The 25,577-nt window shown below is 66.0% G+C and carries 25 protein-coding genes and 1 tRNA gene; 2 read left to right on the top strand and 24 right to left on the bottom strand.

All coding sequences use genetic code 11. The features are described from left to right. Positions 1 to 6 precede the first annotated feature (6 nt). The 10 genes from mazG to ACGHN1_RS13770 all read right to left on the bottom strand — a co-directional run bounded on the left by mazG (position 7) and on the right by ACGHN1_RS13770 (position 8,932). Positions 7 to 777, bottom strand: a complete 771-nt coding sequence (gene mazG, locus ACGHN1_RS13815; protein ID WP_390551443.1) for a nucleoside triphosphate pyrophosphohydrolase — start codon at positions 775 to 777, stop codon at positions 7 to 9. 64 nt (positions 778 to 841) lie between these two features. Then, on the bottom strand, positions 842 to 1,012 hold the full coding sequence (locus ACGHN1_RS13810; RefSeq protein WP_390551442.1) for a hypothetical protein: 171 nt from the start codon (positions 1,010 to 1,012) through the stop codon (positions 842 to 844). Beyond that, positions 1,009 to 1,776, bottom strand: a complete 768-nt coding sequence (locus tag ACGHN1_RS13805) for an MBL fold metallo-hydrolase (protein WP_390551441.1) — start codon at positions 1,774 to 1,776, stop codon at positions 1,009 to 1,011. Before ACGHN1_RS13805 ends, ACGHN1_RS13810 begins: the two co-directional genes overlap by 4 nt. Further along, on the bottom strand, positions 1,773 to 2,549 hold the full coding sequence (locus ACGHN1_RS13800) for a TatD family hydrolase (RefSeq protein WP_390551440.1): 777 nt from the start codon (positions 2,547 to 2,549) through the stop codon (positions 1,773 to 1,775). Before ACGHN1_RS13800 ends, ACGHN1_RS13805 begins: the two co-directional genes overlap by 4 nt. Beyond that, positions 2,549 to 4,108: a methionine--tRNA ligase gene (metG, locus tag ACGHN1_RS13795; RefSeq protein ID WP_390551439.1), complete on the bottom strand. Its 1,560-nt coding sequence runs from the start codon at positions 4,106 to 4,108 to the stop codon at positions 2,549 to 2,551. Before metG ends, ACGHN1_RS13800 begins: the two co-directional genes overlap by 1 nt. Next, positions 4,101 to 5,054, bottom strand: coding sequence for a DNA polymerase III subunit delta' (locus ACGHN1_RS13790; RefSeq protein ID WP_390551438.1), 954 nt, complete (start codon positions 5,052 to 5,054; stop codon positions 4,101 to 4,103). The genes metG and ACGHN1_RS13790 overlap by 8 nt, the downstream gene beginning before the upstream one ends. Then, complete coding sequence (gene tmk, locus ACGHN1_RS13785) at positions 5,051 to 5,689, bottom strand: dTMP kinase (RefSeq protein ID WP_390551437.1); 639 nt, start codon at positions 5,687 to 5,689, stop codon at positions 5,051 to 5,053. Before tmk ends, ACGHN1_RS13790 begins: the two co-directional genes overlap by 4 nt. Then, entirely contained in the window at positions 5,686 to 6,861 is a 1,176-nt protein-coding gene (locus ACGHN1_RS13780) for a D-alanyl-D-alanine carboxypeptidase family protein (protein WP_390551436.1), read from the bottom strand. Before ACGHN1_RS13780 ends, tmk begins: the two co-directional genes overlap by 4 nt. Positions 6,862 to 6,894: 33 nt before the next feature. Then, positions 6,895 to 7,833: an SPOR domain-containing protein gene (locus ACGHN1_RS13775; RefSeq protein WP_390551435.1), complete on the bottom strand. Its 939-nt coding sequence runs from the start codon at positions 7,831 to 7,833 to the stop codon at positions 6,895 to 6,897. A 76-nt stretch (positions 7,834 to 7,909) separates the two neighbouring features. Further along, on the bottom strand, positions 7,910 to 8,932 hold the full coding sequence (locus tag ACGHN1_RS13770; protein WP_390551434.1) for a lytic transglycosylase domain-containing protein: 1,023 nt from the start codon (positions 8,930 to 8,932) through the stop codon (positions 7,910 to 7,912). Positions 8,933 to 9,043: 111 nt separating this feature from the next. On the opposite strand from ACGHN1_RS13770, the gene ACGHN1_RS13765 reads away from it, so the two are divergent. Next, a tRNA-Ser gene (locus tag ACGHN1_RS13765) sits at positions 9,044 to 9,133 on the top strand. Positions 9,134 to 9,137: 4 nt separating this feature from the next. On the opposite strand, the gene ACGHN1_RS13760 is transcribed toward ACGHN1_RS13765, so the two are convergent. The 6 genes from ACGHN1_RS13760 to ACGHN1_RS13735 form a co-directional block, all read right to left on the bottom strand. After that, positions 9,138 to 9,320 carry a hypothetical protein gene (locus ACGHN1_RS13760; protein WP_390551433.1) on the bottom strand — a complete coding sequence of 61 codons (183 nt, stop codon included), beginning with the start codon at positions 9,318 to 9,320 and terminating at the stop codon, positions 9,138 to 9,140. 91 nt (positions 9,321 to 9,411) lie between these two features. After that, positions 9,412 to 11,271, bottom strand: coding sequence for a cation:proton antiporter (locus ACGHN1_RS13755; RefSeq protein WP_390551432.1), 1,860 nt, complete (start codon positions 11,269 to 11,271; stop codon positions 9,412 to 9,414). 30 nt (positions 11,272 to 11,301) lie between these two features. Then, on the bottom strand, positions 11,302 to 12,729 hold the full coding sequence (lpdA, locus tag ACGHN1_RS13750; RefSeq protein ID WP_390551431.1) for a dihydrolipoyl dehydrogenase: 1,428 nt from the start codon (positions 12,727 to 12,729) through the stop codon (positions 11,302 to 11,304). 165 nt (positions 12,730 to 12,894) lie between these two features. Continuing rightward, complete coding sequence (locus ACGHN1_RS13745) at positions 12,895 to 13,308, bottom strand: acyl-CoA thioesterase (RefSeq protein ID WP_390551430.1); 414 nt, start codon at positions 13,306 to 13,308, stop codon at positions 12,895 to 12,897. Next, a complete protein-coding gene (locus tag ACGHN1_RS13740) occupies positions 13,301 to 13,753 on the bottom strand; it encodes a hypothetical protein (protein ID WP_390551429.1) in 453 nt (150 codons plus the stop codon). The genes ACGHN1_RS13745 and ACGHN1_RS13740 overlap by 8 nt, the downstream gene beginning before the upstream one ends. After that, entirely contained in the window at positions 13,750 to 15,078 is a 1,329-nt protein-coding gene (locus tag ACGHN1_RS13735; protein ID WP_390551428.1) for a pyruvate dehydrogenase complex dihydrolipoamide acetyltransferase, read from the bottom strand. The genes ACGHN1_RS13740 and ACGHN1_RS13735 overlap by 4 nt, the downstream gene beginning before the upstream one ends. 132 nt (positions 15,079 to 15,210) lie before the next feature. Between ACGHN1_RS13735 and ACGHN1_RS13730 the strand changes: the two genes are divergently transcribed. Beyond that, positions 15,211 to 15,684: a universal stress protein gene (locus tag ACGHN1_RS13730; protein ID WP_390551427.1), complete on the top strand. Its 474-nt coding sequence runs from the start codon at positions 15,211 to 15,213 to the stop codon at positions 15,682 to 15,684. On the opposite strand, the gene rnr is transcribed toward ACGHN1_RS13730, so the two are convergent. The 8 genes from rnr to radA all read right to left on the bottom strand — a co-directional run bounded on the left by rnr (position 15,681) and on the right by radA (position 25,527). After that, positions 15,681 to 18,044, bottom strand: coding sequence for a ribonuclease R (gene rnr / locus ACGHN1_RS13725; protein ID WP_390551426.1), 2,364 nt, complete (start codon positions 18,042 to 18,044; stop codon positions 15,681 to 15,683). The two genes, ACGHN1_RS13730 and rnr, sit on opposite strands and share 4 nt — an antisense overlap. 46 nt (positions 18,045 to 18,090) lie before the next feature. Next, positions 18,091 to 19,632 (bottom strand): proline--tRNA ligase, encoded by a 1,542-nt coding sequence (proS, locus tag ACGHN1_RS13720; RefSeq protein ID WP_390551425.1) that lies wholly within the window; start codon positions 19,630 to 19,632, stop codon positions 18,091 to 18,093. 158 nt (positions 19,633 to 19,790) lie between these two features. Beyond that, positions 19,791 to 20,369: a polyhydroxyalkanoate synthesis repressor PhaR gene (phaR, locus tag ACGHN1_RS13715; RefSeq protein ID WP_390551424.1), complete on the bottom strand. Its 579-nt coding sequence runs from the start codon at positions 20,367 to 20,369 to the stop codon at positions 19,791 to 19,793. A 63-nt stretch (positions 20,370 to 20,432) separates the two neighbouring features. Continuing rightward, positions 20,433 to 21,467, bottom strand: a complete 1,035-nt coding sequence (alr, locus tag ACGHN1_RS13710; protein ID WP_390551423.1) for an alanine racemase — start codon at positions 21,465 to 21,467, stop codon at positions 20,433 to 20,435. Between the two features lie 19 nt (positions 21,468 to 21,486). Further along, positions 21,487 to 23,136 (bottom strand): MFS transporter, encoded by a 1,650-nt coding sequence (locus ACGHN1_RS13705; RefSeq protein WP_390551422.1) that lies wholly within the window; start codon positions 23,134 to 23,136, stop codon positions 21,487 to 21,489. A gap of 34 nt (positions 23,137 to 23,170) precedes the next feature. Continuing rightward, positions 23,171 to 23,611 carry an iron-sulfur cluster assembly scaffold protein gene (locus tag ACGHN1_RS13700; protein ID WP_390551421.1) on the bottom strand — a complete coding sequence of 147 codons (441 nt, stop codon included), beginning with the start codon at positions 23,609 to 23,611 and terminating at the stop codon, positions 23,171 to 23,173. Next, a complete protein-coding gene (locus ACGHN1_RS13695; protein WP_390551420.1) occupies positions 23,608 to 24,144 on the bottom strand; it encodes a CvpA family protein in 537 nt (178 codons plus the stop codon). Before ACGHN1_RS13695 ends, ACGHN1_RS13700 begins: the two co-directional genes overlap by 4 nt. A gap of 15 nt (positions 24,145 to 24,159) precedes the next feature. After that, positions 24,160 to 25,527, bottom strand: coding sequence for a DNA repair protein RadA (gene radA / locus ACGHN1_RS13690; RefSeq protein WP_390551419.1), 1,368 nt, complete (start codon positions 25,525 to 25,527; stop codon positions 24,160 to 24,162). Positions 25,528 to 25,577: the final 50 nt, after the last annotated feature.

The raw sequence follows: 25,577 nt of genomic DNA, 5'->3' as shown, positions 1-25,577 counted from the left end.
GCCCGCTCAGGCCTCGTCTCGTTTCACCCTCTGCCAATAGTCTTCCTGGTCCTCGAGCGAGAGGTCCGCAAAATCCAGTCCATCCGCCTGGGCCAGTTCTTCCATGCGGCGGAAACGTCGTTCGAACTTGTCGTTGGAAGCCCGCAATGCCTGTTCGGCATCGACGCCGTAGCGCCGGACGATGTTGACCGTGACGAACAGCACGTCGCCCGCTTCGATCAACTGTTCCTCGGGCGTGCTGGCGGCGTCGAGTTCCGCGAGTTCCTCTTTCAGCTTTTCGAGCGGACCGGCCGTATCTTGCCATTCGAACCCCACCCGTGCGGCGCGCTTCTGCAGCTTTTCGGAACGGAGCAAGGCCGGGAGTGCTCTGGCGACGCCGTCCATCGCGCCGCTGCTGCCTTTCGAAGCGCGCTCTTCCGCCTTAAGCGTTTCCCAGCGCGCAATGTTCATCGTACCGGTTTCCGAGCCGAAGATGTGCGGATGGCGGGCTTCCATCTTGTCGGCGATCGACCGGACGACGTCGTCGAAATCGAAATGGCCGGCTTCCTCGGCCATGCGGGCGTGGAAAACGACCTGGAGCAGGAGATCGCCGAGCTCGCCGCGTAGTTCGGCCATATCATCGCGCTCGATCGCGTCTGCGACCTCGTATGCCTCCTCGATCGTATACGGCGCGATGCTGGCAAAATCTTGTGCAATGTCCCACTCGCACCCGCTTCGGGGGTCGCGCAGCCGGGCCATGATGGAGAGGAGGCGGTCGATGGGCGAAACGTCGGTCATGTCAGAATGATAATATATATTATGTTAAATAATGGGTCGTGAAGATGGTCGTTCGTGCGCGGCATCATGTGCCGACCGCATCGATGAACAACACGACCATTGCGAAGATCGCTCCCCACGCGAGCGCCGTAACGAGACCCTTTTTCAGCGACAGTCGGTGCGCGGACAGCGCGCTCACGGCCAGGACCAGGAAGCCCAGCAGAGAAATGATCGAGACTATCGAATATTCGGTCACAGCGCGATCTCCAGGCCGTCGAAGCCTACGGTCACGTGGTCGGGAACCTCGGACGCCAGAGCCCGGTAGTCCATGCTCTTGTCGAGATGGGTCAGAACTATGCGTTCGGCAGCGCACCGATCGCCAAGATCGAGCGCCATCGCAAGATGCGCATGGGTCGGATGCGGCTTGCGACGAAGGCAGTCGCAAACCAGCAGGTCGACGCCCTCGAAGCAGTCTACCATTTCCGACGTTATTTCGCTGAAATCCGTAGCATAGACCAGACTCTTGCCATCCGCCTCCAGCCGGAAGGCAGTCGAAACAGCCGGCCCGTGCGGCATTTCGACACTGTCGATCCCAAAGCCGGCTGTCATCCGCACGCTTTCGACGGGTCTGATCTCGACCAGTGTCGGATAGCCGAATTGACCGGCGAAAATGTAATCGAAGCGTCGCTTCAATCGAGTCATCGTGGCTTCGCTGGCAAAACCGGGAAGCGGATTGCTGCGGTCGTATCGCATGACCCTGAGATCATCGATGCCATGGCAGTGATCGGCATGATCGTGGGTCCACAGGACCGCATCGACCCGGTCGATCCTGTTGGCGAGCAGCTGCTGTCTGAGGTCGGTCGAGGTGTCGATGAGAATCCGGCTGCCGGAATCGCTTTGCACCACGATCGAAACGCGGGTCCGCCGGTTGCGCGGCTCGTCGGGATCGCATTCGCCCCAATCGTCCCCGATGCGCGGGACCCCCGTCGAGGTGCCCGAGCCGAGCATGATAAGCTTCACGCCGCCGCTTTCGCGAACAGCGCGTAGAAGTTGCTGGTCGTGGCTTCGGCCAACTGCGCAGGATCGACACCGCGCAATTCGGCCACGAACCGCGCTGTGTCGCTGACGAAGGCGGGTTCGCAAGGTTTCCCGCGGTGCGGCACCGGCGCGAGGAAGGGGCTGTCCGTTTCGACCAGCAGGCGGTCCGCCGGCACCGTCCTGGCGAATTCCTGGAGGTCCTTGGCGTTCTTGAACGTCACGATCCCCGAGAGCGACACCGACAGACCGAGATCGAGCACCGCTTCGCCGAATTCGGCCGAGGCGGTGAAGCAATGGATCAGCGCGGGGAACGCGCCCTTCTCCATCTCCTCGGCAAGGATCGCGAGCGTATCCTCCTCCGCGTCGCGGGTGTGGATGATGATCGGCAGGCGGGTCTTCCGCGCAACCGCGATGTGCCGGCGGAACAGGCGCTGCTGCACCTCGCGATCGGAATGATCGTAATAATAGTCCAGCCCCGTCTCGCCGATTCCGATCACGCGCGGGTCGCCGGTGGCCTCGAGCAGCTCGTCCTCGGTCAGATCGACATGATCGTCGGCATTGTGCGGATGGATGCCCACGCTGGCGAAGACGTCGGGCTCGCGATTGGCGGTGGCGACCACTTGCTTCCACTCGGAGCGTTTGGTCGAGATGTTGAGCATCGCCCCCACCCCTGCCCCCCTGGCGCGATCGAGCACCGCTGCCTGATCCTCGACCAAGCCTTCGTATTCGAGGTGACAATGGCTATCGACCAGCATCACTTTGGCTCCGCTTCGGGCAGTTCGAGGCGCGGAAACACAGGGGTCGGCGCCGCAATCCGATGGCCCTTGGCGGCCAGCTCCCCGAACCAGCCTTCGTCCGCGAAATGGGCATAGCTGCGCCGCTCGGTGTCCAGGCCCAACCGATCGAGCACGGCGGCTGCTTTCTCCGGAATGACGGGCTGAATGGCGACGGCGAGGTCCCGGATGGCGATGAACAGCGTCAGCAGCACCGCCCGCATCCGCGGCTCGTCGGTCTTGCGGAGCGCCCAGGGCGCCTGTTCATCGATATAGGCGTTGCAGGCCCAGACCGCCTCGATCCATGCTTCGATCCCCTGGCTGAAAGCCAGCGCCTCGAACTCGCGCGGCAGGTCGTCTCGGCATGCGGTCTGAACTCCGGACAGCAGCGCCTTGTCATCACCATTAGGCTCGAACGCCTCGATCTCGCCGTTCATGTTCTTGGCGATCATCGAAAGCGAGCGCTGGACGAGGTTGCCGAAACTGTTGGCGAGTTCCGAATTGCACCGGTTTACAATTGCTTCGGGTGAATAGCTCCCATCCTGCCCGAAAGCGACCTCGCGCATCAGGAAGTAGCGCAGATTGTCCACCCCGAAAGTCTCGGCGAGCAGCAGCGGGTCGGTGACGTTGCCCAGCGACTTCGATTCCTTCTCCCCGCGATTGAGGATGAAGCCGTGGCCGAACACCTTCTTCGGTACCGGGAGTCCGGCGCTCATCAGGAAGGCTGGCCAGTAGACCGTGTGGAAGCGGACGATGTCCTTGCCGATCAGGTGAAGGTCGGCGGGCCAGAATTTGCGCCATTCCTCGGTATCGTCGGGGTAGCCGAGCCCGGTGATGTAATTGGTCAGCGCATCGACCCAGACATACATCACGTGGCTGTCGCTGCTGGGGACCTTCACGCCCCAGTCGAAGCTGGTCCGGCTGACCGAAAGATCGCGCAGCCCCGATGAGACGAAGGCGATCATCTCGTTGCGGCGGCTCTGCGGTTCGAGAAAGCCGGGGGTCTCCAGCAATTCGAGCAACCGGTCCTGATAGTTCGACAGGCGGAAGAACCAACTCTCTTCCACCGTCCATTCGACCGGCGTGCCCTGGGGGGAAAGCCGCTCCTCCCCTTGCCCGGCGACCAGTTCGCTCTCGTCGTAATAGGCTTCGTCGCGGACGGAATACCAGCCCTCGTAGCGATCGAGATAAAGATCCCCATTGGCCTCCATCGCCCGCCAGATCGCCTGGCTGGCGCGATGATGGTCCTCGTCGACGGTCCGGATGAACCGGTCGAAGGAGATGTTGAGGGCCTCGTCCATCGCTCGGAACCGGCCCGACATCTCGTCTGCCAGTTCGCGCGGGGTCTTGCCCTGCTCCTCGGCCTTGCGCGCCATCTTGAGCCCGTGTTCGTCGGTCCCGGTCTGGAAGCGCACTTCGCGCCCGCGCAGGCGCTGGAATCGCGCGATGACGTCCGCGGCGATCGCCTCGTAAGCATGGCCGATATGGGGCGGACCGTTGGGATAGTTGATCGCCGTGGTGATGTAGAAAGGCTCAGGCATCGGCGCGCTCGCTAGCCGCGCCGGCGCGGGCAAGCAAGGTGCCCACTTCCATCACCAGCAGGCCGGGATCGTAATTGTAGGTCGGCATCTCGCCGGTCAGCCTGACCAGCGCCTGATGGGCGTCTATTCGCGCTGGAAGGCGATCGCGCGGACAATCGTCAAGCTCGGTCGCGAGAGTCCCGCGGGCAAGGTCGAGCATGGCGCGCAGGCGTTCGCGATCGGGACGGTTGCCGATCGCGGTCGCTAGCCGGCCACGAAGGACGAAAGTGGGGTCCCCTTCCCTCACGATCTGCCCCATCAGTTCGGACAGCGGGCCGAGGTCCTGATCGATGAAGGCAAGCGCCGCGCCTGGCGATCCACCGGCGGCACGCACGGCCGCGCGGCGCTCGTCGGCACCGGTCGAGGGTGCCCGGTCGACGAGGATCGCCTCGATCTCGGCATCGCCGAGCGAGGGGAACCGCAGCATCCGGCAGCGCGAACGGATCGTCGGCAGGAGCCGTGCCGGCCGGTGGCTCACCAGCAGGAACACGGTGCCGCGCGGCGGTTCTTCCAGGCTCTTAAGCAGCGCGTTGGCGGCGTTGCGCTCCATGTCGTCGGCCGGGTCGATGATCACCGCGCGCCGCTCGCCCAGCGAAGGCCGCGTGGTCAGCCGCCGCTGCATGGTCCGCACCTGGTCGATGCGGATGCTGCGGGCCAGCTCGAAGGCTTTGCCGTCGGCGCGCTTGCGGTCCTCCTTGTCGTCCTTCGGCCCGTAGGTCAGCACCATGATGTCGGGATGATCGGACATCGCAGGGTCGGCACCGACGAGTTCGCGCGCGGCCGCGAGGGCGAAATGCATCTTTCCCAGCCCGGCCTTGCCGGCGAGCAGCCAGGCGTGGTGCATCCGCTCGCCTGAAAGGGCAGCGTTCCACGCCGCGCTGGCTGACTCGTGACCGAAGAGTTTCATCCGCGCAGACCCAGCCGATCAGTGACCGCTTCGACGATGCGCGCGTGCACTTCCGCCGGGGTCGCATCGCTGGCGATAACGACGAAACGATCCGGATCTTCTCGGGCGATCGTGCGGAAGGCGGCGTTGACGCGGGCGTGGTAATCGCCGTCGCGGCCGCCGATGGCATCGGCGGTCCCTCCGTCCCGCCGCGCGAGCCGTTCGGCAATGCGTTCGGCGGGTGCTTCCAGGACAATCGTGAGGTCGGGCCTCAGCCCCTCGCTTCCGAGTTCGTGGAGTGTACGGATCGCATCGTCGCCGAGCCCTCCGGCAAACCCCTGATAGGCCCGGCTCGAATCGATGAAGCGGTCCGATACGACCCAGTCCCCGCGTTCGAGGCCTGGACGGACCAGTCGCTCGACATGGTCGCTGCGAGCCGCCGCGAAGAGCAGGGCTTCGGCTCGCGCGCCCCAGCCCTCCCCCGGCGGATCGAGCAGCAACGTACGGATCGCCTCGGCGCCGTCCGTACCTCCGGGCTCGCGGGTCAGGAGAACGGTCTTGCCCTCGGCTTCGAGGGCTTCGGCCAGCAGCCTGGCCTGGGTCGATTTTCCCACGCCCTCCCCGCCTTCGAAGGCGATGAAACGTCCCAGTGTCACGACACCCAGCCCGCCATGCCGTTGAACACCCGTTGCAGCACGGTCGCCTCGAGAACCGGGTGCCGCGCGACCAGGGGCACGGTGTTGATCGCCCGCCCGTCGATCGAAACAACCAATTGCGCAACCCTGGCGCCTTCCTGGATCGGTGCCTTGAGCGGCCCTTCGTAGCGGATCGCAAGATCGATGCGCGGTTTCGCCCCTGCGGGAAGCGCGATGCGCACGGGGGATTTTGCCACCAGCGGGACCCGAGGCAGCGACCCGTCCTGCACCTCGGCATATCCGATGGGCTCGTTGGCGTTGAACAGGATCCGGTCGTCGAACGCGGCGAAACCCCATTCCATCAGTGCCCGCGCCGCATCGTTGCGGGCGCTGCCGGTCGGGCTCGCGGCGACCACCATCACGAGGCGGCGTCCGTTCCGCTGGGCGCTGCCGAGAAAGCCGTAGCCAGCCTGGTTCGTGAAGCCGGTCTTGATCCCGTCCGCCCCCTCGACGACGCCGGAGATCGGGTCGTGATTGCGCTGGACGATACCGTTGTATTCGAGCCCTTCGGCACCGATGAAATGGCGGTACTTGCCGGGATGCCGCGTGATCATTGCTTGCGCCAGCGTGGCAAGATCATGCGCGGTGACGAAGGTCCGCCCCTCGTCCATCCAGCCGTTGGGGGTGCCGTAGTGGCTTTCGTGCATGCCGATCTCGCGCGCCTTGGCATTCATCGCCGCCAGCCAGTCCGGAACCGATCCCGCCGCACCTTCGGCCAGCACCACCGAGGCATCGTTCGCCGAAACCGTGGTGATACCGTGGATCAGCTCGTCCGCCGTGACTCGGGCATCGGCGGGAAGGTACATGGTCGAGCCGACCGCGTGCCATTTGCGAAAGGTCTCGGGCCTGATGGTGAAGACCTGCTGGGGGAACAGCCGACCCTCCTCCATCCACTCGAAGGCGAGGAAAGTGGTCATGACCTTGGTGATCGATGCCGGCATGAAACGCCGGTTTTCCTGCCGCGCGAACAGGGTCTGGCCGGTCGACAGATCCACGAGCAGGGCGATCGGCGCGTCCTCCCGCGAGGGAATGGCCGGCTCGATCGCCGGTCCCGAGGTGCGCGCGGAGAGAGCCGGGCAGATGGCGACGCAAAGCGCCGCCAAACCCACCAGCCAATTCGGAACTTTCGTCAATTGCGCTCCCGTGCGGCGGGAGTGCCCGGCCGCCTAACGTATCGGATAGACCTGTGCAGCCCTATAGCCCGCTCCGCGTACCTTGGCGAGCGCGGCATCGGCCTGTCCACGGGTGGCATAGGGTCCGCTGCGAACTCGCCAGAGACGACCGACGGGCTCGACGAAACCGCCGATTTCCCGGGCGATACGCTCGGCGGTGGATTTCGCCGAGAATGCGCCGGCCTGGACGATCCAGTCGCCGGCGCTCGTATTCGGGATCGCATCGGCAGCGGACGCGGGTTCGGCTGAAGGTTCAGCGGCGGGTTCGGGTACTGGGTCAGGTTGCGCGGACACGGACGGCTGAGGTTCGGCGTCGGACAGCGTGACCCCATCGTCGAGCGCAAAATCGGTCGCGGCTTGGCCAGTGTCGGGATCGACCGAGGCGATGGCGTCGGATTTTCCGACATCGGCGGTTCCGTTCTCGCGAGACGCGGCGAGCGATGCGGACCCGACGGCCGGCAGGTTGCGGCGCAGAACCGCCAGCAGGCCTTCGGGTGTTTCCATGCGCAGCGGCGCTTCGGCATCGGCGCGCAGTTCCGCCCGCTGATCTTCCGGCGGATTGACCCGCCGCACCCGAACGGGGGTCCCCTCACGCGCCCCGAGTTGTGTCAGCGCGGCGGGCGAAAGCGCCACGAGTCGCGCATTCGTCATCGGCCCGCGTCGCTCGACACGGGCGAGGATCGTCCGGCCGCTCTCGAGATCGGTGATCTCGACATAGCTCGGCAGGGGCAGGGTTCGGTGCGACACGGTGATACCCGTCGCGCCGTCCTCGTCGAGGGTCGCATAGCCGACCTCGTCGTAATTCATCGAATCGCTGGGCGTGTAGGTGATGCCGTCGACGGTGAACGGTTCGCCGATGACGACGGGATAATCGGCCTCGGGTCCGTTGGGGATGGTGCGCGCCGAGCCGCCGCCTCCGCTCGCACTGGCCACGCCCCCGGAATAGGGAGCCGGCGCGCAGGACGCCGCGGCGAAGCCCAGGGCAATCGCAAAAAACGTCCGGTTGTGCCTAACGGGCAATCTCATCGGCCAGCAGCCCCACACTCATCGCGTAATAGTTCGAACAGTTATATTCGAGGATAACCCGATAATTTGTGGTTAACAGCCATGCCGGGGTGCCCGGACCGTCGGGCTGGAAAAGCGAGACGAGGGTGTCGTCGGCGAGCGGAGTCTGCGGTTGAACACCCAGTTCGCGCCACTCGCGCGCGGTCTTGAACTGGCTGTGCCGCTCGTGGACCCTGCTGCAGACCGGCGAGTCGAGCTTGCTGGCATAGCGCGCGGCCGTAAAGCCGCCCGGGACATAGGCGCGCACGCCCCAGGGCTCGCCGCTGCGCCAGCCGGCATCGCGGAAGTAGTTAGCGATCGAGGCGAGCGTATCGGCGCGGTTGGTGAAGATGTTGGCCCGGCCATCGCCGTCGCCGTCCGTGGCGAGGCGCAGGTAGACGCTGGGCAGGAACTGCGGATTGCCGAAGGCGCCGGCCCAGCTGCCCTTGAGCTCGGAGCGCGCATATCCCTTGTCGGCGACCTTCATCAGCGCGACGAACTCGTCGGAGAAGAGCTCCCGCCGCCGTCCTTCCCAGGCCAGGGTCGCAAGTGCCTGGGAAAGGTCGAAGCTGCCCCGCACGGCTCCATAGGCGGTCTCGTGACCCCAGATCGCGGTCAGGATCTCGCCGGGCACCCCATAGTCGCGCTCTATGCGGCCAAGCTCGCCCTGCGCCGCATTGAACACCCGTCGACCGCCGTTGATCCGGGCATCGTCGACATGGGTTGCGATGTAGGGTGCGAGCGGGGGAAACCCGCTTCCGCTCGAGGACCCGCCCGGCTGGCCGCGATCGAGTTCGACCACGCGCGAACTCGCAGTAAGCCCGGACGTCATGCGATTGATCGTATTCTCGCTGACCCCTTCGGCGCGGGCGCGGGAGATCAGGATCTGCAAATAGCTGTCGAACGACATATCCTGCGCGGAGGCAGGAACGCTGGGGGCGGAAAGGGCGATGGCTGCGACGGCAGCGAGGAGTTGTCGCTTGAACATGGGGGCCTTGTGTCACACCATGTTTGAACCACAAGTGACTTTGTATCCGACCCCGCACGCAAGAGGCAAAGCGTGACAGGGTTGCGATACGCGGCTAATCGCCGGGCGCGCGGACAGGTGGCAGAGCGGTTGAATGCACCGGTCTTGAAAACCGGCAAGGGTGCAAGCCCTTCGTGGGTTCGAATCCCACCCTGTCCGCCACAAATCAGTCGTTCGCCGCTTCTACCTCGGTCAGTCTCTGAGCCCGACGTTCTTCGGCCGGATAGTCGCCCGGCTGGACCGACGACTGGTTGCGCAAAGCGCGGTGGTCGGCGACCACGCCGCCATCCCGGTCGCCTTCGTGTTCGTCCCAGGAGCCCTGCGGATCGTCGCGAATTTCGAATTCCATGGCACATCTCCTCGATGGGAGAACGCGCGGCGTGGAAAATGGCGTTCCGCATGTCGACCAAGCGATTGATTTTCGCGCCGATCCGCCGGCTTCAGCGCCGCGCGATCTCGTCCATCGCATCGCGCAGCTTCGGGTCCCATTCGGCCCGCAGCTCGCGGATCTTGGCGAGCAGTTCCTCGTTCTCGTGCGCCGGAATGTCGAGCCGGTAGACGTCGGCGATCGCGCGCATGGAAGTGCGGTCCATTTCCTCCCAGGCGCTGGCCATGGCGACGGCGGCCTGGCGGTCGTGACCCAGCGCCTCGTAGACCGAGCGCCCCATCCGGATCGCGGCGTCGTAGGTCTCGCGCACGATGTCGCGGCAGCCCATTGCCCACAGGTGGAACACGTGGTCGCGGTCCTTGGCCCGCGCGACGACATGGAGATCGGGAAAATTGGCGCAGGCATAGCGGACCAGACGGTCGATCTGCTCGCGATCGTCCAGCGCCACCACCAGGATCCTCGCGCGGGCGATACCGGCGCTCGCCAGCAGGTCGGGACGGGTGGCATCGCCGAAGTAGGTCTTGATGCCGAACTTCTTGAGATTCTCGAGGTGCTCGCTGTTGTAGTCGATCACCGTCGCGCGATGTCCCGCGGCATCGAGCATCCGGTCGACGATCCCGCCCACCCTTCCGCGCCCGGCGATGATGATGGGGTTCTCCTCGGGGATCGGATCGGGCTCGCGCTCGGCCTGGCCTTCGCAATAGGCACGGGCGATGACGCGGTCGTAGAGGATGAACAGCAGCGGGGTCACCAGCATGGTCAGCGCCACCACCAGCAACAGCAGATCCGCCATCGTCTGGTCGAACACCGCATTGCCGAGCGCGAAGGCGATCAGCACGAAGGCGAATTCGCCCGCCTGCGGCAGGCTCAGCGCGAACAGCCACAGGGCCTGGCGCCGCAGCCCGTAGAGCCGGCCGACGATCAGCAGCACCGCGAGTTTGGCGAGGATCACGACCACCGCCCAGAACACCACCTCGCCCAGGATCGCGCCGGCGATGCCGAAGTCGATCCCCGCGCCGACGGTGATGAAAAACAGGCCGAGGAGCAGGCCCTTGAACGGGTCGATGTCGCTGGCCAGTTCGTGGCGGTATTCGCTGGTCGCCAGCACGACGCCGGCGATGAAGGCGCCGAGCGCGGGCGACAGACCGACCAGGCTCATCAGCAGCGCGATGCCGATCACCACCAGCAGGCCCGCGGCGGTGAACAGCTCGCGCAGGTGCACCGCGGCGATGTAGCGGAACAGCGGGCGGATCAGGTAGATGCCGATCGCGACAACGGCGGCCACCGCGCCGATGCGGGCAAGACCGGCGAGCCACAGCGGCATCGCGGCGGTCAGGTCGATTCCGCCATGCGCACCCTCCGCGCCATGCGCCGCGCCGACTGACGCGCCGTGGAGTTCCGGCATGGCGAGCAGCGGCAGCAGCGCCAGGATCGGGATGACGGCGACGTCCTGCACCAGCAGGACCGAGAAGCTCGCCTCCCCGCCCTCGCTCTTCATCAGGTTCTTCTCGGCCAGCGACTGGGCGACGATGGCGGTGGAGGAGAGCGCCAGTACCATGCCGATGGCGAGCGCGGTCTGCCAGGGATTGCCGGCCAGGAGGCCGAGGGCGAAGATCGCCAGCGTGGTCAGCAGCACCTGCCCGCCACCCAGCCCGACGAGCTTGCCGCGCATCTCCCACAGCCGCGCAGGTTCCATCTCCAGCCCGATGACGAAGAGCATCATCACCACGCCGAATTCTGCGAAGACCTGGAGCGATTCGACATCGACGTTCAGCGCCGCCAGCATCGGGCTGATCGCCATGCCCGCCAGAAGGTAGCCGAGCACCGAGCCGAGCCCGAAACGGCTCGCCAGCGGCACCGCCACCACCCCGGCGACGAGGATCAGGAAGGCGAGGATCAGGAAGCCGGTCATCTCGTCCTGTCCTCCGTTGCCCGCCCGGGATCAGATATGCAGCGCGCGCCCGTAGCTAGCAAGCACGCTCTCGTGCATCGATTCGCTGATGGTGGGGTGCGGAAAGACCGCCTGCATCAGTTCGGCCTCGGTCGTTTCCAGGGTCTTGCCGACGACGAAGCCCTGGATCATCTCTGTCACTTCGGCCCCGACCATGTGCGCACCGAGCAGTTCGCCGGTCTTGGCGTCGAACACGGTCTTGCAGAAGCCCTCGGCCTCGCCCAGCGCGATGGCCTTGCCGTTGCCGATGAAGGGGAAGGTGCCCGCCTTGACCTCGTGCCCCGCTTCCTTCGCCTTCGCCTCGGTCAGCCCGACGCTGGCGATCTGCGGGTGGCAATAGGTGCAGCCGGGGATGTTGGCGCGGTCGAGCGGGTGCGGGTGGACATCTGTGTTGCCCAGTTCCTTCGCAATGGCCTCGGCGGTGGTGACGCCTTCGTGGCTCGCCTTGTGCGCCAGCCAGGGGCCGGGCGTGCAGTCGCCGATAGCCCACAGGCCCTTCGATTTGGTGCGCCCGTAATCGTCGATCTGGATGAAGCCGCGGTCCAGTTCGGCCAGCTTGTCGATCCCGATGTCTTCGGTGTTCGGCACGATGCCGATGGCGACGATGCAGTGCGAGAACTCGCTCTCCGAAACCTTGCCGTCCTTGGCCTTGATCTTCGCCGTGACGCCCTTGTCGGAGACCTTGAGGTCCTCGACGCCTGCGCCGGTCATGATCGTCATGCCCTGCTTGGTCAGGCTCTTCTCGAGGAAGGTGGAGACGTCCTTGTCCTCCACCGGCACGATGCGGTCGAGCATCTCGACCACCGTCACCTCGCAGCCCATGTCGTTGTAGAAGCTGGCGAACTCGATCCCGATCGCGCCGCTGCCGATCACCAGCAGCTTCTTCGGCATTTCGGGCGGGGTCATCGCGTGGCGATAGGTCCACACGCGCTTGCCGTCGGCCTTGGCGAAGGGCAGGTCGCGCGCCCGGGCGCCGGTGGCGACGATGACGTGTTTGGCGGTGAGCTTCTCTTCGCCGTTGTCGGACTTCACCGTCAGCGAGGTCGGGCCGGTCAACCGCCCCTCCCCCATATGCACCGCGATCTTGTTCTTCTTCATCAGGTGCGTGACGCCCTGATTGAGCTGTTTTGCGACGCCGCGGCTGCGCTTCACCACCGCCTCCAGATCGGCCTCGATCGCGCCGGCGATCTTGAGCCCGTAATCCTTGGCGTGCTGCGCGTAGTGGAGGATCTCCGCCGAGCGAAGCAGCGCCTTGGTCGGAATGCAGCCCCAGTTGAGGCAGATGCCGCCGAGCAGCTCGCGCTCGACGATCGCGGTCTTCAGCCCCAGCTGCGCGCAGCGGATCGCCGCGACATAGCCACCGGGGCCGGAGCCGAGCACGATGACGTCGTATCGGGAGGCGTTGTTCGATTGTGGCATTCAGTTTGAGCCTTTCCAGCCTGAACAAGTGTTACAGGTGTTACACGGTCCAAGGGCAAAATGTCCCGCTCGCTTTTGAGAGGTGCGCGATCGCCGCGGCATGGGGTCGAGGGGACTGTTCATCCCGCGATATTGCCACGGGACCGGCGCTGTAGGACAGCGCGATCACGCATCGTTTTCCGGCACCTGCACCGGCGCCGCCACCTCCGCCGCGATCCGCACCGGGCGCGGCCGGTCGTCGTCGCCGAGCATGACGAACTTGAACGTGCCGCGCGCGACCTGTGTGGTGGTCTCGCCATTGCGCTCGCGCGCGATGGCCTCCGCGGCGATAGTCAGCGAGGTGGTGCCGGTTTCGGCGACGTCGCAATAGACCGACAGTTCGTCCCCCACCGCCATCGCGCCGGGGAAGGCGAAATCGGTGGCCGAGACGACCACCGCCTTGCCCTGCCCCACCCGGCTCGCCAGCGCCCCCGCGCCGAGCGCCATCTGGCTCATCAGCCAGCCGCCGAAGACGCCGCCATAAGGGTTGGTGTCCGCCGGCATGGCAGTAGCGCGAATGAGGGGTGAGCGGTCAGGCATTGTCGAATGCAAAGCGAGCAAGTTCTCGGCGGACTACGAAAACCCAAGCCACGGCAAAACCAACACCGACTGTCGGACCTGACCAGAAATCGCCCGGTCCACCGCGCAGATCAAAAAAGTTCAATAGAAATCCGAATGCGGCTCCGAGCAATGAGCAAATTACGGCGGCCAATGCAGGGTAGGAAATCGTCAAGCGGCGGAACGGCCAGCTGAGAATCGCCGCAACGGGGAAGACGAGGCTTCCGACCACTGTAACGGCAATCAGAATTACAAAGAAGATAGCTCCGTCACCGATGGCACTAGATGTCCCTGCGCCTCCGGGCGCGATGATCGAAATTGCAACGTGCAAACAGAGCGCGGAAAAAACACTTCCGACCAAAAACGCCTTGAAAAGCGTTGGTCCGAAATGCGGCGGAAGCCTCTTCGTCGATATTTGCGCTGTCAAACCACCAGCCCCATCGGGTTCTCGACCAGCTGCTTGAACGCTTCCATCAGCTGCGCGCCGTCGGCGCCGTCGATGGCGCGGTGGTCGAAGCTGCCGCTCGCCGTCATCACCGTTGCCACCTGCAGCGCGCCGTCCACCACATAGGGCCGCTGCTCGCCCGCGCCGACGGCCATGATCATTCCCTGCGGCGGGTTGATCACCGCGTCGAACTGCTTGATCCCGAACATGCCGAGGTTGGAGAGGCTGGCGGTGCCGCCCTGGTATTCGTGCGGCTGCAGCTTGCCGTCGCGCGCCTTGCCGGCGAGGTCCTTCATCATGGTGGAGATGCTGGCGAGACCGCGCGTGTTCGCCTCGGTGATGATCGGGGTGATCAGCCCGCTGGGGGCGGCGACCGCCACCGACACGTCGGCGCGCTTGTAGCGGTGGATCGTGTCGCCCTGGTAGCTGACGTTGCACTGCGGCACCCGCATCAGGGCGCGGGCGAGCGCCTTGATCAGCAGGTCGTTGACGCTGAGCTTGACCCCGTCCGCCTCGAGGCTGGCGTTGAGCTGCTTCCTCAAATCCAGCATCGCATCGAGCCGGACATCGACCGCGAGATAGTAATGCGGGACCTGCTGCTTGCTCTCGGTCAGGCGCCGGGCGATGACCTTGCGGACATTCGAGAGCTTCTCCTCCTCGTAGGGCGCGCCGAATTCGCTCTCCGCCGGGGTCTTGGCGGGCTTGCGCGGCTCGGCCATCTCGGCGTCCGGCTTGGCGGAGGGCGCGCCTTCGGCACCCTCGACATCCGCCTTCACGATACGGCCGTTGGGGCCGGAGCCTTTGATACCGGACAGATCGATCCCCTTCTGCTCGGCGATCCGCTTTGCCAGCGGGGAGGCGATGATGCGGTCGCCCGTTCCGACTTCATGCGTCACCCCAGCGGAAGCCGGGGTCTCTTTCGGCCTGGTGGAAGCGCTCGAACTGCCAGAGGTCCCAGCTTGCGCTGGGACGACGTCTTGCCTTCCAGGCCTTGGCGTCTCGTCCTTCGCCGGTTTCTCATCATCCGCAGCCGGAGCCGCCTTGGCCGCCTCCTCGACATCCTCGCCTTCCTCGACAAGCATGGCGATCACGGTGCCGACCTTGACGCCCGCGGCGCCCTCCTCGACCTCGATCGAGGCGATGGTGCCTTCGTCCACCGCTTCGAACTCCATCGTCGCCTTGTCGGTCTCGATCTCGGCCATGATGTCGCCCGAGCTGACCGTGTCGCCGACCTTCACCAGCCATTTGGCGAGCGTCCCCTCTTCCATGGTGGGCGACAGGGCGGGCATCTTGATCGGCGTGGGCATGGGTGTTCCGTAGCGTCCTCGCTGGGAGAGAAGTGGCTCGCACCTCTGGCCAATATGGGACGTACAGGCAAGGTCCCTTGCGCCCGCCGCGCTTTGCCGGGATAATCGCCGCCTGCAACCAGGGGGTCAGGCTTGCGAATTTATCTTGTGGTGATGGACGAGACCGAGGAGGCGAAGAAGGCGCTGCGCTTCGCCTCGGTCCGCGCGCGGGAGACCGGGGGCGCGGTGCATATCCTGGCGCTGGTGCCGATGCAGAACTTCAACGCCTTCGCCGGCGTGCAGGCCACGATCGAGCAGGAAGCGCGCGAACGCGCCGAGGTGATGGCCAATGCCGCGGCCGGCAACATCTTCGCCGAAAGCGGCAAGATGCCGACGATCGCGGTTCGGCCCGGCAAACCGACCGAGGTGATCCGCGAATATATCGCGCAGCACGAGGGCATCGCCGCGCTGGTGCTGGGCGCGGGCGAGGACGGGGGGCCGGGGCCGCTGGTCAACCATTTCGCCAGCGGGGCGCATGCCCTGCCCTGCCCGCTCTACGTCATACCCGGCAAGCTCGACCAGGATCAGCTCGACGATCTCGCCGGCGTAGGCGGCACCGAGGGCTAGCGCTTCTTGCCGCGCCCCTGGTGGCGGATGTTCTTCGGCCGCCCGCGCTGCCCGGCCTCGTGCTGCTGCCGCGGCGCTCCGGTGCCTTTCTTGAGGCCTTTCGGAGGCCCCTTCTTCTGGTGCGAGCGTTTCCTGGGCGGCGGCCGGTCGCCGCGCTTCTCGATCCCCTTGCCGTCGCTGTCGGGCACCTCGAACTTGAGCGCGCCGGTCAGCGCATTGGCCTCGGCGAGTTTCAGTTTCAGCCGGTCGCCGACCGCATATTCGGTGCCGCTGCTTTCGCCGACCAGCTTGCGCGCAGCCTCGTCGTAGCGGAAATATTCGCGCCCCAGCGTGCTCACCGGCACCAGCCCGTCGCCGCCGAGCTTGTCGATCGTTGCGAAGAAACCGAAGCCCTGGACCCCGGTGATCCGGGTGTCGAAGGTCTCGCCCACGCGACCCGATAGCCAGGCGGCGACATAGCGGTCGATCGTGTCGCGCTCCGCCTCCATCGCCCGGCGTTCGGTCTGGCTGATGGCGTCGGTGATGTTTTCGAGCGCCGATTTGTCCCGGTCGGAGAGGCCGGTGCCGTCGGGCAGGTCGCGCCCCGTCTTCGGCCCTTTTGATTTTTTGGGGGTCTGCTCCAGATGGTAGGCATCGACCAGCGCGCGGTGGACAAGCAGGTCGGCATAGCGGCGGATCGGCGAGGTGAAATGCGCGTAGCTGCCGAGCGCCAGGCCGAAGTGCCCGGCGTTGGCGGGCCCGTAATACGCCTGTGTCTGGCTGCGCAGCACCGCCTCCATGATCAGCGCCTTTTCCGCCGGGTCGGAAATGTCCTTGAGCATCCTGTTGAACAGACCTGGCGTGATCACCTGCCCCATGGCGAATCTGCGGCCCTGGCTGGCGAGATATTCCTTGAAGGCGAGCAGCTTCTCGCGGCTCGGGGTCTCGTGGATGCGGTAGACGACCGGGGCGGTCTTGGCTTCGAGCGCCTTGGCCGCGGCGACGTTGGCGGCGATCATGAAATCCTCGACCACGCGGTGCGCGTCGAGCCGTTCGCGCACGGCGATCTCCTCGATCACGCCTTCGTCATTGAGGCGGACCTGCCGCTCGGGCAATTCGAGATCGAGCGGATCGCGGGCCTCGCGCGCCTTGTGGAGCAGCGCCCAGGCCCCCCACAGATGCTTGAGGTGATCGGGCGCGGAGCCATCGTCGATCTGCGCCTGCGCGTCCTCGTAGGCGATGTTCTGCGCAAGGCGGACTGTCGCGCGGGTGAAGCGCCAGTCGGCGATCTTGCCGTTCTTGTCGATGCGCATGTGACAGGCCATCGCCGCGCGGTCCGCGCCTTCGACCAGCGAACACACGTCGGCGCTGAGGATTTCCGGCAGCATCGGAACGACGCGGTCGGGGAAATAGACGGAGTTGCCGCGCTTCCTCGCCTCGCGGTCGAGCGCGCCGCCCGGGCGGACGTAATAGGAGACATCGGCGATGGCGACGATGGCCTTGTAGCCGTCCTTCCCGTCGGGTTCGGCCCAGATCGCATCGTCGTGATCGCGTGCGTCGGCGGGATCGATCGCGACGATGGGCACATCGCGCAGGTCCTCGCGCTTCTCCTCGCTCAGCGGCAGGTCGGCGGCTCTCCGCGCTTCCTCGAGCGCCTCGGGCGGAAAGACGTGCGGGATGCCGTGCTTGGCGATGGCGATCAGGCTGAAGGCCTTGGGGGCCAGCGGGTCGCCGATCACCTCGACCACCTTGACGCCCGAACGGTCGGACTTGCCGGTGCGTTCGGCGAGGACCAGTTCGCCCTCCTTGGCCTCGCCGACATCGGAGATCGGCGCGGAATTGCGCACCCGCTTGTCGACCGGGGCGAGCCAGGGTTTGCCGGCGCGATCGAACTCGACGACACCCATCAGCCCCTCCGTGCGTGCGGGCAGCTTCTTCATCGGCGTGGCGCGCCAGCCGCGCTCGGTCTCCTCGTTGCGCGCGAGAATGCGGTCGCCGCGTTTCAGCGCCGACATCTTCTTCGATTCACGCACCAGCAGGCGCGGCGGTTTCTCGTCACCGTCGGGCGACCAGTTCTCGGGCTCGGCGAAGACCTCGCCGTCGTCGATCGCGACCACCTTGAGCACCGTGACCTTGGGCATCCCGCCCATGCGGTGATAGGCGGTGCGCCGGCCGTCGATCAGGCCTTCCTCGGCCATGTCCTTGAGACGCTTCTTGAGCGCGATCTTTTCCTGGCCTTTGAGGCCGAACGCCTTGCCGATTTCCCGCTTGCCCGCGGGGCCATCGGCGGTCTGGATAAATTCGAGTATCTGTTCCTTGGAAGGCAGGCCCTGAAACGCTTTTTTCGAGGGCCGCTTCTGCTTCGTTTTCTTGTTTTGCATGGCCCGCCATATCGTGACGGCGGGCCTGCCTATCAATAGGCGGCGCTCAATAGGCCTTGGCCAGCAGGACCCGTTCGGTCGCCGGTTCGCCGGTGAAGATGCAGGACCCATCGACCGGGGCAGCGTCCATCGGTACGTTGCGGATGGTGAGGCGGTGCGCCTTGAGCCGCTCGACCACATCGTCCAGCGCCGCCCCGGTCGGCTTCGACCATTGCACCTCGACCCAGCCGGGATAGCGCGATGCCGCGAAGTGCCTTTCGACCTCGGCGAAATCGGCGAGGCCGCGGGTGATGTTCGCATCGCGCCGCTCGCGGGCCTGGGCCAGCAGCGCGGCCTGCATGTCGGCGAGGATGTCGGGCACCGTCTGGCCGGCGACTTCGCGCAACGGCGTCTCGAAGGCGGGCTTTCCGGTCGCCGTGTCCCACAGCCGATCGCGGCGCAGCAGGCTGACGACGCCGTTCTCCATGTCGCGCCCGCCGACCTCGATGATCACCGGCGCGCCCTTGCGCACCCAGTCCCAGCGCTTGGCCGCGGCCTTGCCCGGCCTCGTATCGAGCTGCACCCGCAGCGGTTCGCCGAGCGCCGACTGGCCGGCAAGCGTCGCGCGCAACGTCTCGCAATAGTCGATCAGCGCCTCGTCCTCCGGCTTGTCGCGGAGCATCGGCAGGATGACGACCTGCCAGGGTGCGACCCTGGGCGGGACGCGCAGCCCGTCGTCGTCGCCATGGGTCATGATCACCCCGCCGACCATGCGGGTGGACAGGCCCCAGCTGGTGGTGTGGGCCAGAGCCTGCTGCCCCTCGCGGTCCTGATAGCGGATGCCGCTCGCCTCGGCGAAATTGGTGCCGAGATAATGGCTGGTGCCGGCCTGGAGGGCCTTGCCGTCCTGCATCATCGCCTCGATCGACCATGTCTCCACCGCACCCGGGAAGCGCTCGTTTTCCGGCTTCTCGCCCGCGACCACCGCCAGCGAGAGGTCCTCGTCGGCGAAGGCGCGATAGACCTCGAGCATCCGCAAGGTATGCTCCTTGGCCTCCGCGGCATCGACGTGGGCCGTGTGGCCTTCCTGCCAGAGGAATTCGCTGGTGCGGAGAAACATGCGGGTGCGCATTTCCCAGCGCACGACATTGGCCCACTGGTTGAGCTTCAGCGGCAGGTCGCGCCAGCTCTGCACCCAGCGCGCCATGGCATCGCCGATGATCGTTTCCGAGGTCGGCCGCACGACCAGCGGCTCTTCCAGCCTGGCTTCGGGATCGGGGACGAGACCGCCGTCCTCCCCGGCGATCAGCCTGTGGTGGGTGACGACCGCCATTTCCTTGGCGAAGCCTTCGACGTGCTCTGCCTCGCGGGCGAAATTGGACAGCGGGATGAAGATCGGGAAATAGGCATTGTCGTGGCCTGTCGCCTTGATCCGGTCGTCGAGCAGCCGCTGCATCCGCTCCCAGATGCCGTAGCCCCAGGGCTTGATGACCATGCAGCCGCGCACGCCCGATTCCTCGGCCATGTCGGCGGCGGTGATCACCTCCTGGTACCAGGCGGCGAAATCGTCTTCGCGTTTGATTTGCAGGGCGTGGCGGATGGTGGACATTGTCTTGGAAAGCCTCAATCGTCGCGCGAACGCTGGACACGAACCCGGATACGCCGGGCATTTCGAAGCACCGATCTGCTTCGCGATCAGGCCCTAATGCGAAGGGCGACCCTTCGACAAGCTCGGTGCTGAAGGTCGCAAAAAATCTGTCGCGAAGATCAGTCGCCGAGCGTGTCGAGCTTCTTCTGCATCGCGGCCATCTGCTCGCGCAAGGCGGCTATCTCGTCGTCTTTGCGCGCTTCCGGGCGCGCTTCCGGGCGCCCTTCCGAACTCGCCTCCGGCTTTCTTCCGGCACCGGGTATGAACGCCTCGGTGGCGGCGCGCATCATGGCCATGTTGGTCTCGGCGATCCTGGCCAGCGGATTTCCCGCCATTCCCTGCTGGAAGGCGCTCGCGAGCTCCTCGCGGTTCTTGCGGAAATTGGCCATGCTGGTTTCCAGATAGGTCGGCATCAGCGCCTGCATCGAATTGCCGTACATGCCGATGAGATCGCGCAGGAAGCTGACCGGAAGCATCTGCTTGCCGCCCGAATTCTCGCGCTCCATGATAATCTGGGTGAGGATCTGGTGCGTGATGTCCTCGCCGGTCTTGGCGTCGACGACTTCGAACTCCTTGTTGTCGCGGACCATGGTGGCGATCGCGTCGAGCGTGATGTAGCTCGAACTCTCCGTGTTGTAGAGACGGCGATTGGCGTATTTCTTGATGACGATCGGTTCGCCGGGGGCGCGTTTGGCCATGTTCGACACTCCTCATGCTGCGCAGCATTCGCGCTTAGCACCTGCACAATGTGCGGCGCAACATCAGCCGAAGCGATGGCCGAGAACCGTCAGGAGTTCGTATTGCGACAGGCCGGTGTGCGCTGCGGCTTCCGGCAGGCGATAGGGAAGCGAGACCCAGTCCCCCTCGCGCAATTCGTCTGCAGCGGTCAGATCGACCACGATCATGTCCATCGAGACCTTGCCCAGGATGGGGAGCGCTCGCCCGCCGTGCTCGAAATGCCCGCCCGCCCATGCGCGCAAGATGCCGTCGGCGTAGCCCAGCGACACCGTACCGACCTTCAACGCGTTCGGCGCGGTGAAGCCGGCGTTGTAGCCCACGCTCTCCCCGGCGGGGATCGTCTTTACGGACATCAGCGCGGCCTCGGGATAGGCGACCTGGCGGATGTGCTCCGCCAGTTCGGCGCGCGCAATCCCGCCGTAGACCGCGAGGCCGGGCCGGGTGCAATCGAAATGGAAGTCGGACCCCAGTGCAATGCCGGCGCTGTTTGCCAGGCTGGCCTCGCGATGGGGGATCATCGGGAGAATTTCGCGAAAGGCCCGCAGCTGCCTTTCGTTCATCGGGCTGTCCTCGTCGGCGCATGCGAGGTGGCTCATAAGCAGCGCGACGTCCAGTGCCTGCACCGCCGGGTCGCCTGCTTCTTCAGGGAGAATGCCGAGCCGGTTGATGCCCGTGTCGACCATCAGGTGGCACGGCCCGGCGCCGGATTCGGTCCAGACTTTGGCCTGACGAAGCGAATCGATCACCGGTCGCGCGCCGACCGCGCGGGCGTAGTCCGCTTCCTCGTGGGTCAGAGGCCCGTGGAGAACGGCGATCCGTTCGGCCGGCACATGCGCTGCGAGGCCGGCGACTTCGGACCAGTGCGCCACGAAGAAGTCGCGGCATCCTGCATCGCGCAGGACCGGGACGCAGTCATCGACCCCGAGCCCATAGCAATCGGCCTTCGCCGCGGCGCCGGCGCGCGCCCGGCCGCTCAGCCGGTCGAGCGCGCGCCAGTTGCCGGCGAGTGCGTCGCGGTCGATCGCCAGGCGCAGATTGGGCGGCGGGGGAGTGATCATCCGGTCGGGGAGATGCCGGTCATGGCAGGGACGGCGCCACCGGCGGCTGCTCGCCCTCCCTGGCGGAAAAATCGCGCGGCGGGCCGTTCGGAATGCCCCACCAGCAGATCAGCAGGCCGATGGCGACCACCGCCCAGGTGTACCACAGCCCGGCGAAGGGATTGCCGGTCATCGCGATGATGTAGGCGGCGATCAGCGGCAGGAAACCGCCGAGATAGCCCGCGCCGATATGGTAGGGGATCGACATCGAGCTGTAGCGGATCTGCGGCGGAAAAAGTTCGGCGAGCAGCGCCGCGACCGAGCCGTAGGTCAGCGCCGAGAGCGCACCCATCGCGACCACCAGCGCCACGATCCCGAAGATAGTCGTGGCCGAGGGCTCTTGCGTGCCCAAATCGTAGCCGTTGTTCGCCAGCAGTGCGCGCACGGCTTCTGCCCGCTCGTCGTCGGGCATTCCGGAATAGTCGAGCACTTCGGTTCCGACGGCGATCGTCGAACCGGCGACGTTCGCCTCGCCCCCGCGAAGATCGTAGGTTACGCCGAGCCCGGTGAGATTGGCGATCAACCGACCGCATTCGGTGTCCTGCGCTTCGGCGAAGGGATCGTAGGCACACCCCTCGCCCGAAACGACCACGGGCGCGGTGCGCGCGGCCTCGCTCAATCCCGGATTGGCGAGCGCGCCCAGCCCCCAGAAGATCGGGAACATCAGCGCCAGCGTCAGCCCGCCGCCGAGGATGATCGGGAGCTTGCGCCCGACCCTGTCGGACCATGCGCCGACCAGCGGGTAGAAGATCATCGAGATCGCGCCGCCCGCCAGCATGATCCACTCGACCGTGCTCTCGTCCACCCGCATCGGACCGCGCAGGAAGCTCAGCGCCGAGAAGAAGGCGGTGTACCAGATCGTCGTCAGCACGCCGGTCACCCCGAAAGCGGTCAGGATGCGTCGCTTGTTCCCGGGATAGGTGAAGCTCTCGACGAAGGGATTGCCCGCGGTCTGGCCCGCCGCCTTCATCTGCTGGAACACCGGGCTCTCGTTGAGCTTCAGCCGCATCCATAGCGAGATCGCGAGCAGGACGATGCTGAGCAGGAAGGGCACGCGCCAGCCCCAGGCGACGAAATCCTCCGGAGGAATCAGCGCGCGGCAGGCCAAGACCACCAGGATCGACATGACGAAACCGCCGACCACGCTCGCCTGGATGAAGCCGGTGTAGAAGCCGCGCTTTTCCGGCGGGGCGTGCTCCGCGACATAGATCGCCGCGCCGCCATACTCGCCGCCGAGGGCGAGCCCCTGGAAGATGCGCAGCAGGAGGACGATGGCGGGCGCGGCAAGGCCGATGGTTTCGGCGCTCGGAACCAGTCCCACTCCGGCGGTGGCGACCCCCATCAGGGTCACGGTGACGAGGAAGGTGTATTTGCGCCCCAGCCGGTCGCCGAGGAAGCCGAACAGGATCGCACCCAGAGGTCGGAAGCCGAAACCGACTGCGAAACCGGCCCAGACCAGCAGTACCTCGAGGGTCTCGTTGTCGCTGGGGAAGAAGGCGGCGCCGATCAGCGCGGCGAGCGTGCCGTAGATGAAGAAATCGTACCACTCGAAAATCGTGCCGGCACTGCTCGCGGCGATGACCAGACGGATTTCCCGTGCGCTCGGTTCGCGCTGGATCGCTTCTGCCATTTCCGGCCTCTCCCTCCCGAATGGAGAACGCGGTCTAGCGCGGGGTACCGGTGTTGGAAAGCGCGTCCAGTGCCGCTCTCCACGGGAGGAGGATCGCCTCGTGACGCCCCGAATAGGCCAGCGCCGGCGCGAGAAATTCGAGCCGCCGCCAGCCGGGCTGCATGCCCTGTCCGGCAAGCCAGTTTTCGAGCCCGTCGAGAGTCTCGCCGATGTCCGCGTGGTTGCGACCATGCGCATCGCCAGCGAAGATCGCGGCTGCGGCTTGTCCGACCGCGCAGGCCGATACCCGCATGCCCACCCCCACTACGCGACGATCCTCGTCGATCCGGAGGCCGAGGCGCAGGGTGCTGCCGCAGGTCCGGCTGCGCAGTTCCGCCTCACTTCGCATGTCGTCCGCGAGCGGATGCTCTGCAAGCTCGACGGCGAGCGCCAGCATCTGCGGCGTGTAGAGCGGCGCGGCGCGAACGGCGGTCATTCGGCCGGGGATGCCGGGTCCTCCGACCCCTCGCCGCGCAGGACCGCGCGCCGCTCGGCGATCATCTCGACCAGGCTGCGCGAACTTGCATCGATCAGGTCGTAGCTGCGCGCCTGGGTGATCCAGTCGGGACGGCCCTTGAAGCCCCACACCGTGTCGTACCCCAGCACCAGCAGCGAGAAGGCAAGGACCACGATGACCATGCCCTTCAGCGCGCCGAATCCGAAGCCGAGCACCCGGTCGATCGGGCCGAGCACCGAGTTTCGCGAAGCCTGCCCGACATTGTTGGCGATGAGCTTCATTGCCGCATAGGGAATAAGCAGCAGCAGGGCGAAAGCGAAAACGGCGGTGGCGATGCCGTAACCGATCTGTTCCTGAAGCGCGCCGGTCAGCGGGGTATGGAGATAGCGGATGGCGAAGACCGCGAGCATCCATGCCGCGAGCGACAAGATTTCCTGCACGAAACCGCGCAGGAAACCGCCGACGGCGGCGACCCCGACAACGCCGAGGACGATGAGATCGAAGCCCGTCATGACCCGGAGCGAGGATTATTCGCTCGCCATTACCCGGTCAACGAGATTGCTCAATTGTCCCACACCGCTGAATTTCAGCGCGGACGGATCGCTCTTGGTGTCCGATGGACCATATCCGCGCGTGAAACCGAGCTTTGCCGCCTCGCGCAGGCGCAGGCCGGCGTGGGCCACCGGACGCACTTCACCGGCCAGCGAAACCTCCCCGAGCCACACGCTGCGATCGGGCAAAGGCCTGTCCGCCAATGCGCTGACCAGCGCCGCACCCACCGCGAGGTCCGCGGCCGGATCGGCAAGGCGATAGCCGCCGGCAACATTGAGATAGACCTCCGCCGCGCTGAAGTTGAGCCCGCAGCGCGATTCGAGCACGGCGAGCAGCATGGCGAGACGTCCGCTATCCCACCCCACCACTGCACGGCGCGGGGTCGCACCGGACTGGAGGCGGACGATCAGCGCCTGAATTTCGACGAGCACCGGCCGGGTTCCCTCCATCGCCGGGAACACCGCGCTTCCGGCAAGAGGTTGATCGCGGCCGGAGAGGAACAGCATCGACGGATTCTCGACCTCCTCCAGACCTTCCGAGGCCATCGAGAAGACGCCGATCTCGTCGACCGCGCCGAAACGGTTCTTGAGCGCGCGCAGGATGCGGTACTGATGGCTGCGTTCACCCTCGAAGCTCATCACCACGTCGACCATGTGTTCGAGCACGCGCGGTCCGGCGATGCTGCCATCCTTGGTGACGTGGCCGACCAGCACCAGCGCGACGCCGTTCTCCTTGGCATAGCGAATCAGTTCGAACGCGCAGCCGCGGACCTGGCTTACGGTGCCGGGCGCGCCTTCGATCGTGTCGGAATGCATGGTCTGGATCGAATCGACCACCAGCAGGTCTGGCGCGTCCATGCTCCCCAGCGTGGTGAGGATGTCGCGCACGCCCGTCGCCGCCGCCAGTTTCACCGGTGCGTCGGCTAGTCCGAGCCGGGCCGCGCGCATCCGCACCTGCGCGGTTGCCTCCTCGCCGCTGACATAGACCGCGGACCGGCCCGCGCGGGCCAGCCGCGCCGAGGCCTGGAGCAGCAGGGTCGACTTGCCGATACCCGGATCGCCGCCCATCAGGATCGCCGAGCCGGGGACCAGTCCGCCGCCCAGCGCCCGGTCGAATTCGGCGAGACCCGTCGTCCGGCGGGCCGGCAGTTCGCCCGGTTTGTCGAGCGAGACGAATTCGACGGCCCTGCCGCCGCTCGACAGATCGTGTTTCTGCGAGAACACCGTCGCCGGGGCATCCTCGACCAGCGTGTTCCACTCGGCGCAATCGGCGCATTGCCCCTGCCAGCGATGGGCGACGCTGCCGCAGGCCTGGCAGACATATCGGCGTTTGGGCTTGGCCATCCCCGGGCGATAGACAGAACATTTGTGGAACGCAATTGCCTTCCGGTTGC

The organism is Qipengyuania sp. MTN3-11 (assembly GCF_042851825.1).
In the GTDB taxonomy this organism is placed as follows: Bacteria; Pseudomonadota; Alphaproteobacteria; order Sphingomonadales; family Sphingomonadaceae; genus Qipengyuania.
This window is presented reverse-complemented; position numbering and strand designations above follow the sequence as displayed.

What these genes read in the sequence shown, in the direction of transcription:
- phaR (WP_390551424.1), bottom strand. Translation starts at nt 20,369, where the DNA reads ATGGCCAAACGCGCCCCCGGCGAACCGATCGTCATCAAGAAATACGCC.
- lpdA (WP_390551431.1), bottom strand. Translation starts at nt 12,729, where the DNA reads ATGCCACAATCGAACAACGCCTCCCGATACGACGTCATCGTGCTCGGC.
- ACGHN1_RS13695 (WP_390551420.1), bottom strand. Translation starts at nt 24,144, where the DNA reads ATGACGGGCTTCGATCTCATCGTCCTCGGCGTTGTCGGGGTCGCCGCC.
- metG (WP_390551439.1), bottom strand. Translation starts at nt 4,108, where the DNA reads ATGCCTGAGCCTTTCTACATCACCACGGCGATCAACTATCCCAACGGT.
- ACGHN1_RS13705 (WP_390551422.1), bottom strand. Translation starts at nt 23,136, where the DNA reads ATGGCAGAAGCGATCCAGCGCGAACCGAGCGCACGGGAAATCCGTCTG.
- ACGHN1_RS13790 (WP_390551438.1), bottom strand. Translation starts at nt 5,054, where the DNA reads ATGAAACTCTTCGGTCACGAGTCAGCCAGCGCGGCGTGGAACGCTGCC.
- ACGHN1_RS13760 (WP_390551433.1), bottom strand. Translation starts at nt 9,320, where the DNA reads ATGGAATTCGAAATTCGCGACGATCCGCAGGGCTCCTGGGACGAACAC.
- rnr (WP_390551426.1), bottom strand. Translation starts at nt 18,044, where the DNA reads ATGCAAAACAAGAAAACGAAGCAGAAGCGGCCCTCGAAAAAAGCGTTT.
- ACGHN1_RS13755 (WP_390551432.1), bottom strand. Translation starts at nt 11,271, where the DNA reads ATGACCGGCTTCCTGATCCTCGCCTTCCTGATCCTCGTCGCCGGGGTG.
- ACGHN1_RS13770 (WP_390551434.1), bottom strand. Translation starts at nt 8,932, where the DNA reads ATGTTCAAGCGACAACTCCTCGCTGCCGTCGCAGCCATCGCCCTTTCC.
- radA (WP_390551419.1), bottom strand. Translation starts at nt 25,527, where the DNA reads ATGGCCAAGCCCAAACGCCGATATGTCTGCCAGGCCTGCGGCAGCGTC.
- proS (WP_390551425.1), bottom strand. Translation starts at nt 19,632, where the DNA reads ATGTCCACCATCCGCCACGCCCTGCAAATCAAACGCGAAGACGATTTC.
- alr (WP_390551423.1), bottom strand. Translation starts at nt 21,467, where the DNA reads ATGATCACTCCCCCGCCGCCCAATCTGCGCCTGGCGATCGACCGCGAC.
- mazG (WP_390551443.1), bottom strand. Translation starts at nt 777, where the DNA reads ATGACCGACGTTTCGCCCATCGACCGCCTCCTCTCCATCATGGCCCGG.
- ACGHN1_RS13700 (WP_390551421.1), bottom strand. Translation starts at nt 23,611, where the DNA reads ATGACCGCCGTTCGCGCCGCGCCGCTCTACACGCCGCAGATGCTGGCG.
- ACGHN1_RS13745 (WP_390551430.1), bottom strand. Translation starts at nt 13,308, where the DNA reads ATGCCTGACCGCTCACCCCTCATTCGCGCTACTGCCATGCCGGCGGAC.
- ACGHN1_RS13800 (WP_390551440.1), bottom strand. Translation starts at nt 2,549, where the DNA reads ATGCTGGTCGATAGCCATTGTCACCTCGAATACGAAGGCTTGGTCGAG.
- ACGHN1_RS13735 (WP_390551428.1), bottom strand. Translation starts at nt 15,078, where the DNA reads ATGCCCACGCCGATCAAGATGCCCGCCCTGTCGCCCACCATGGAAGAG.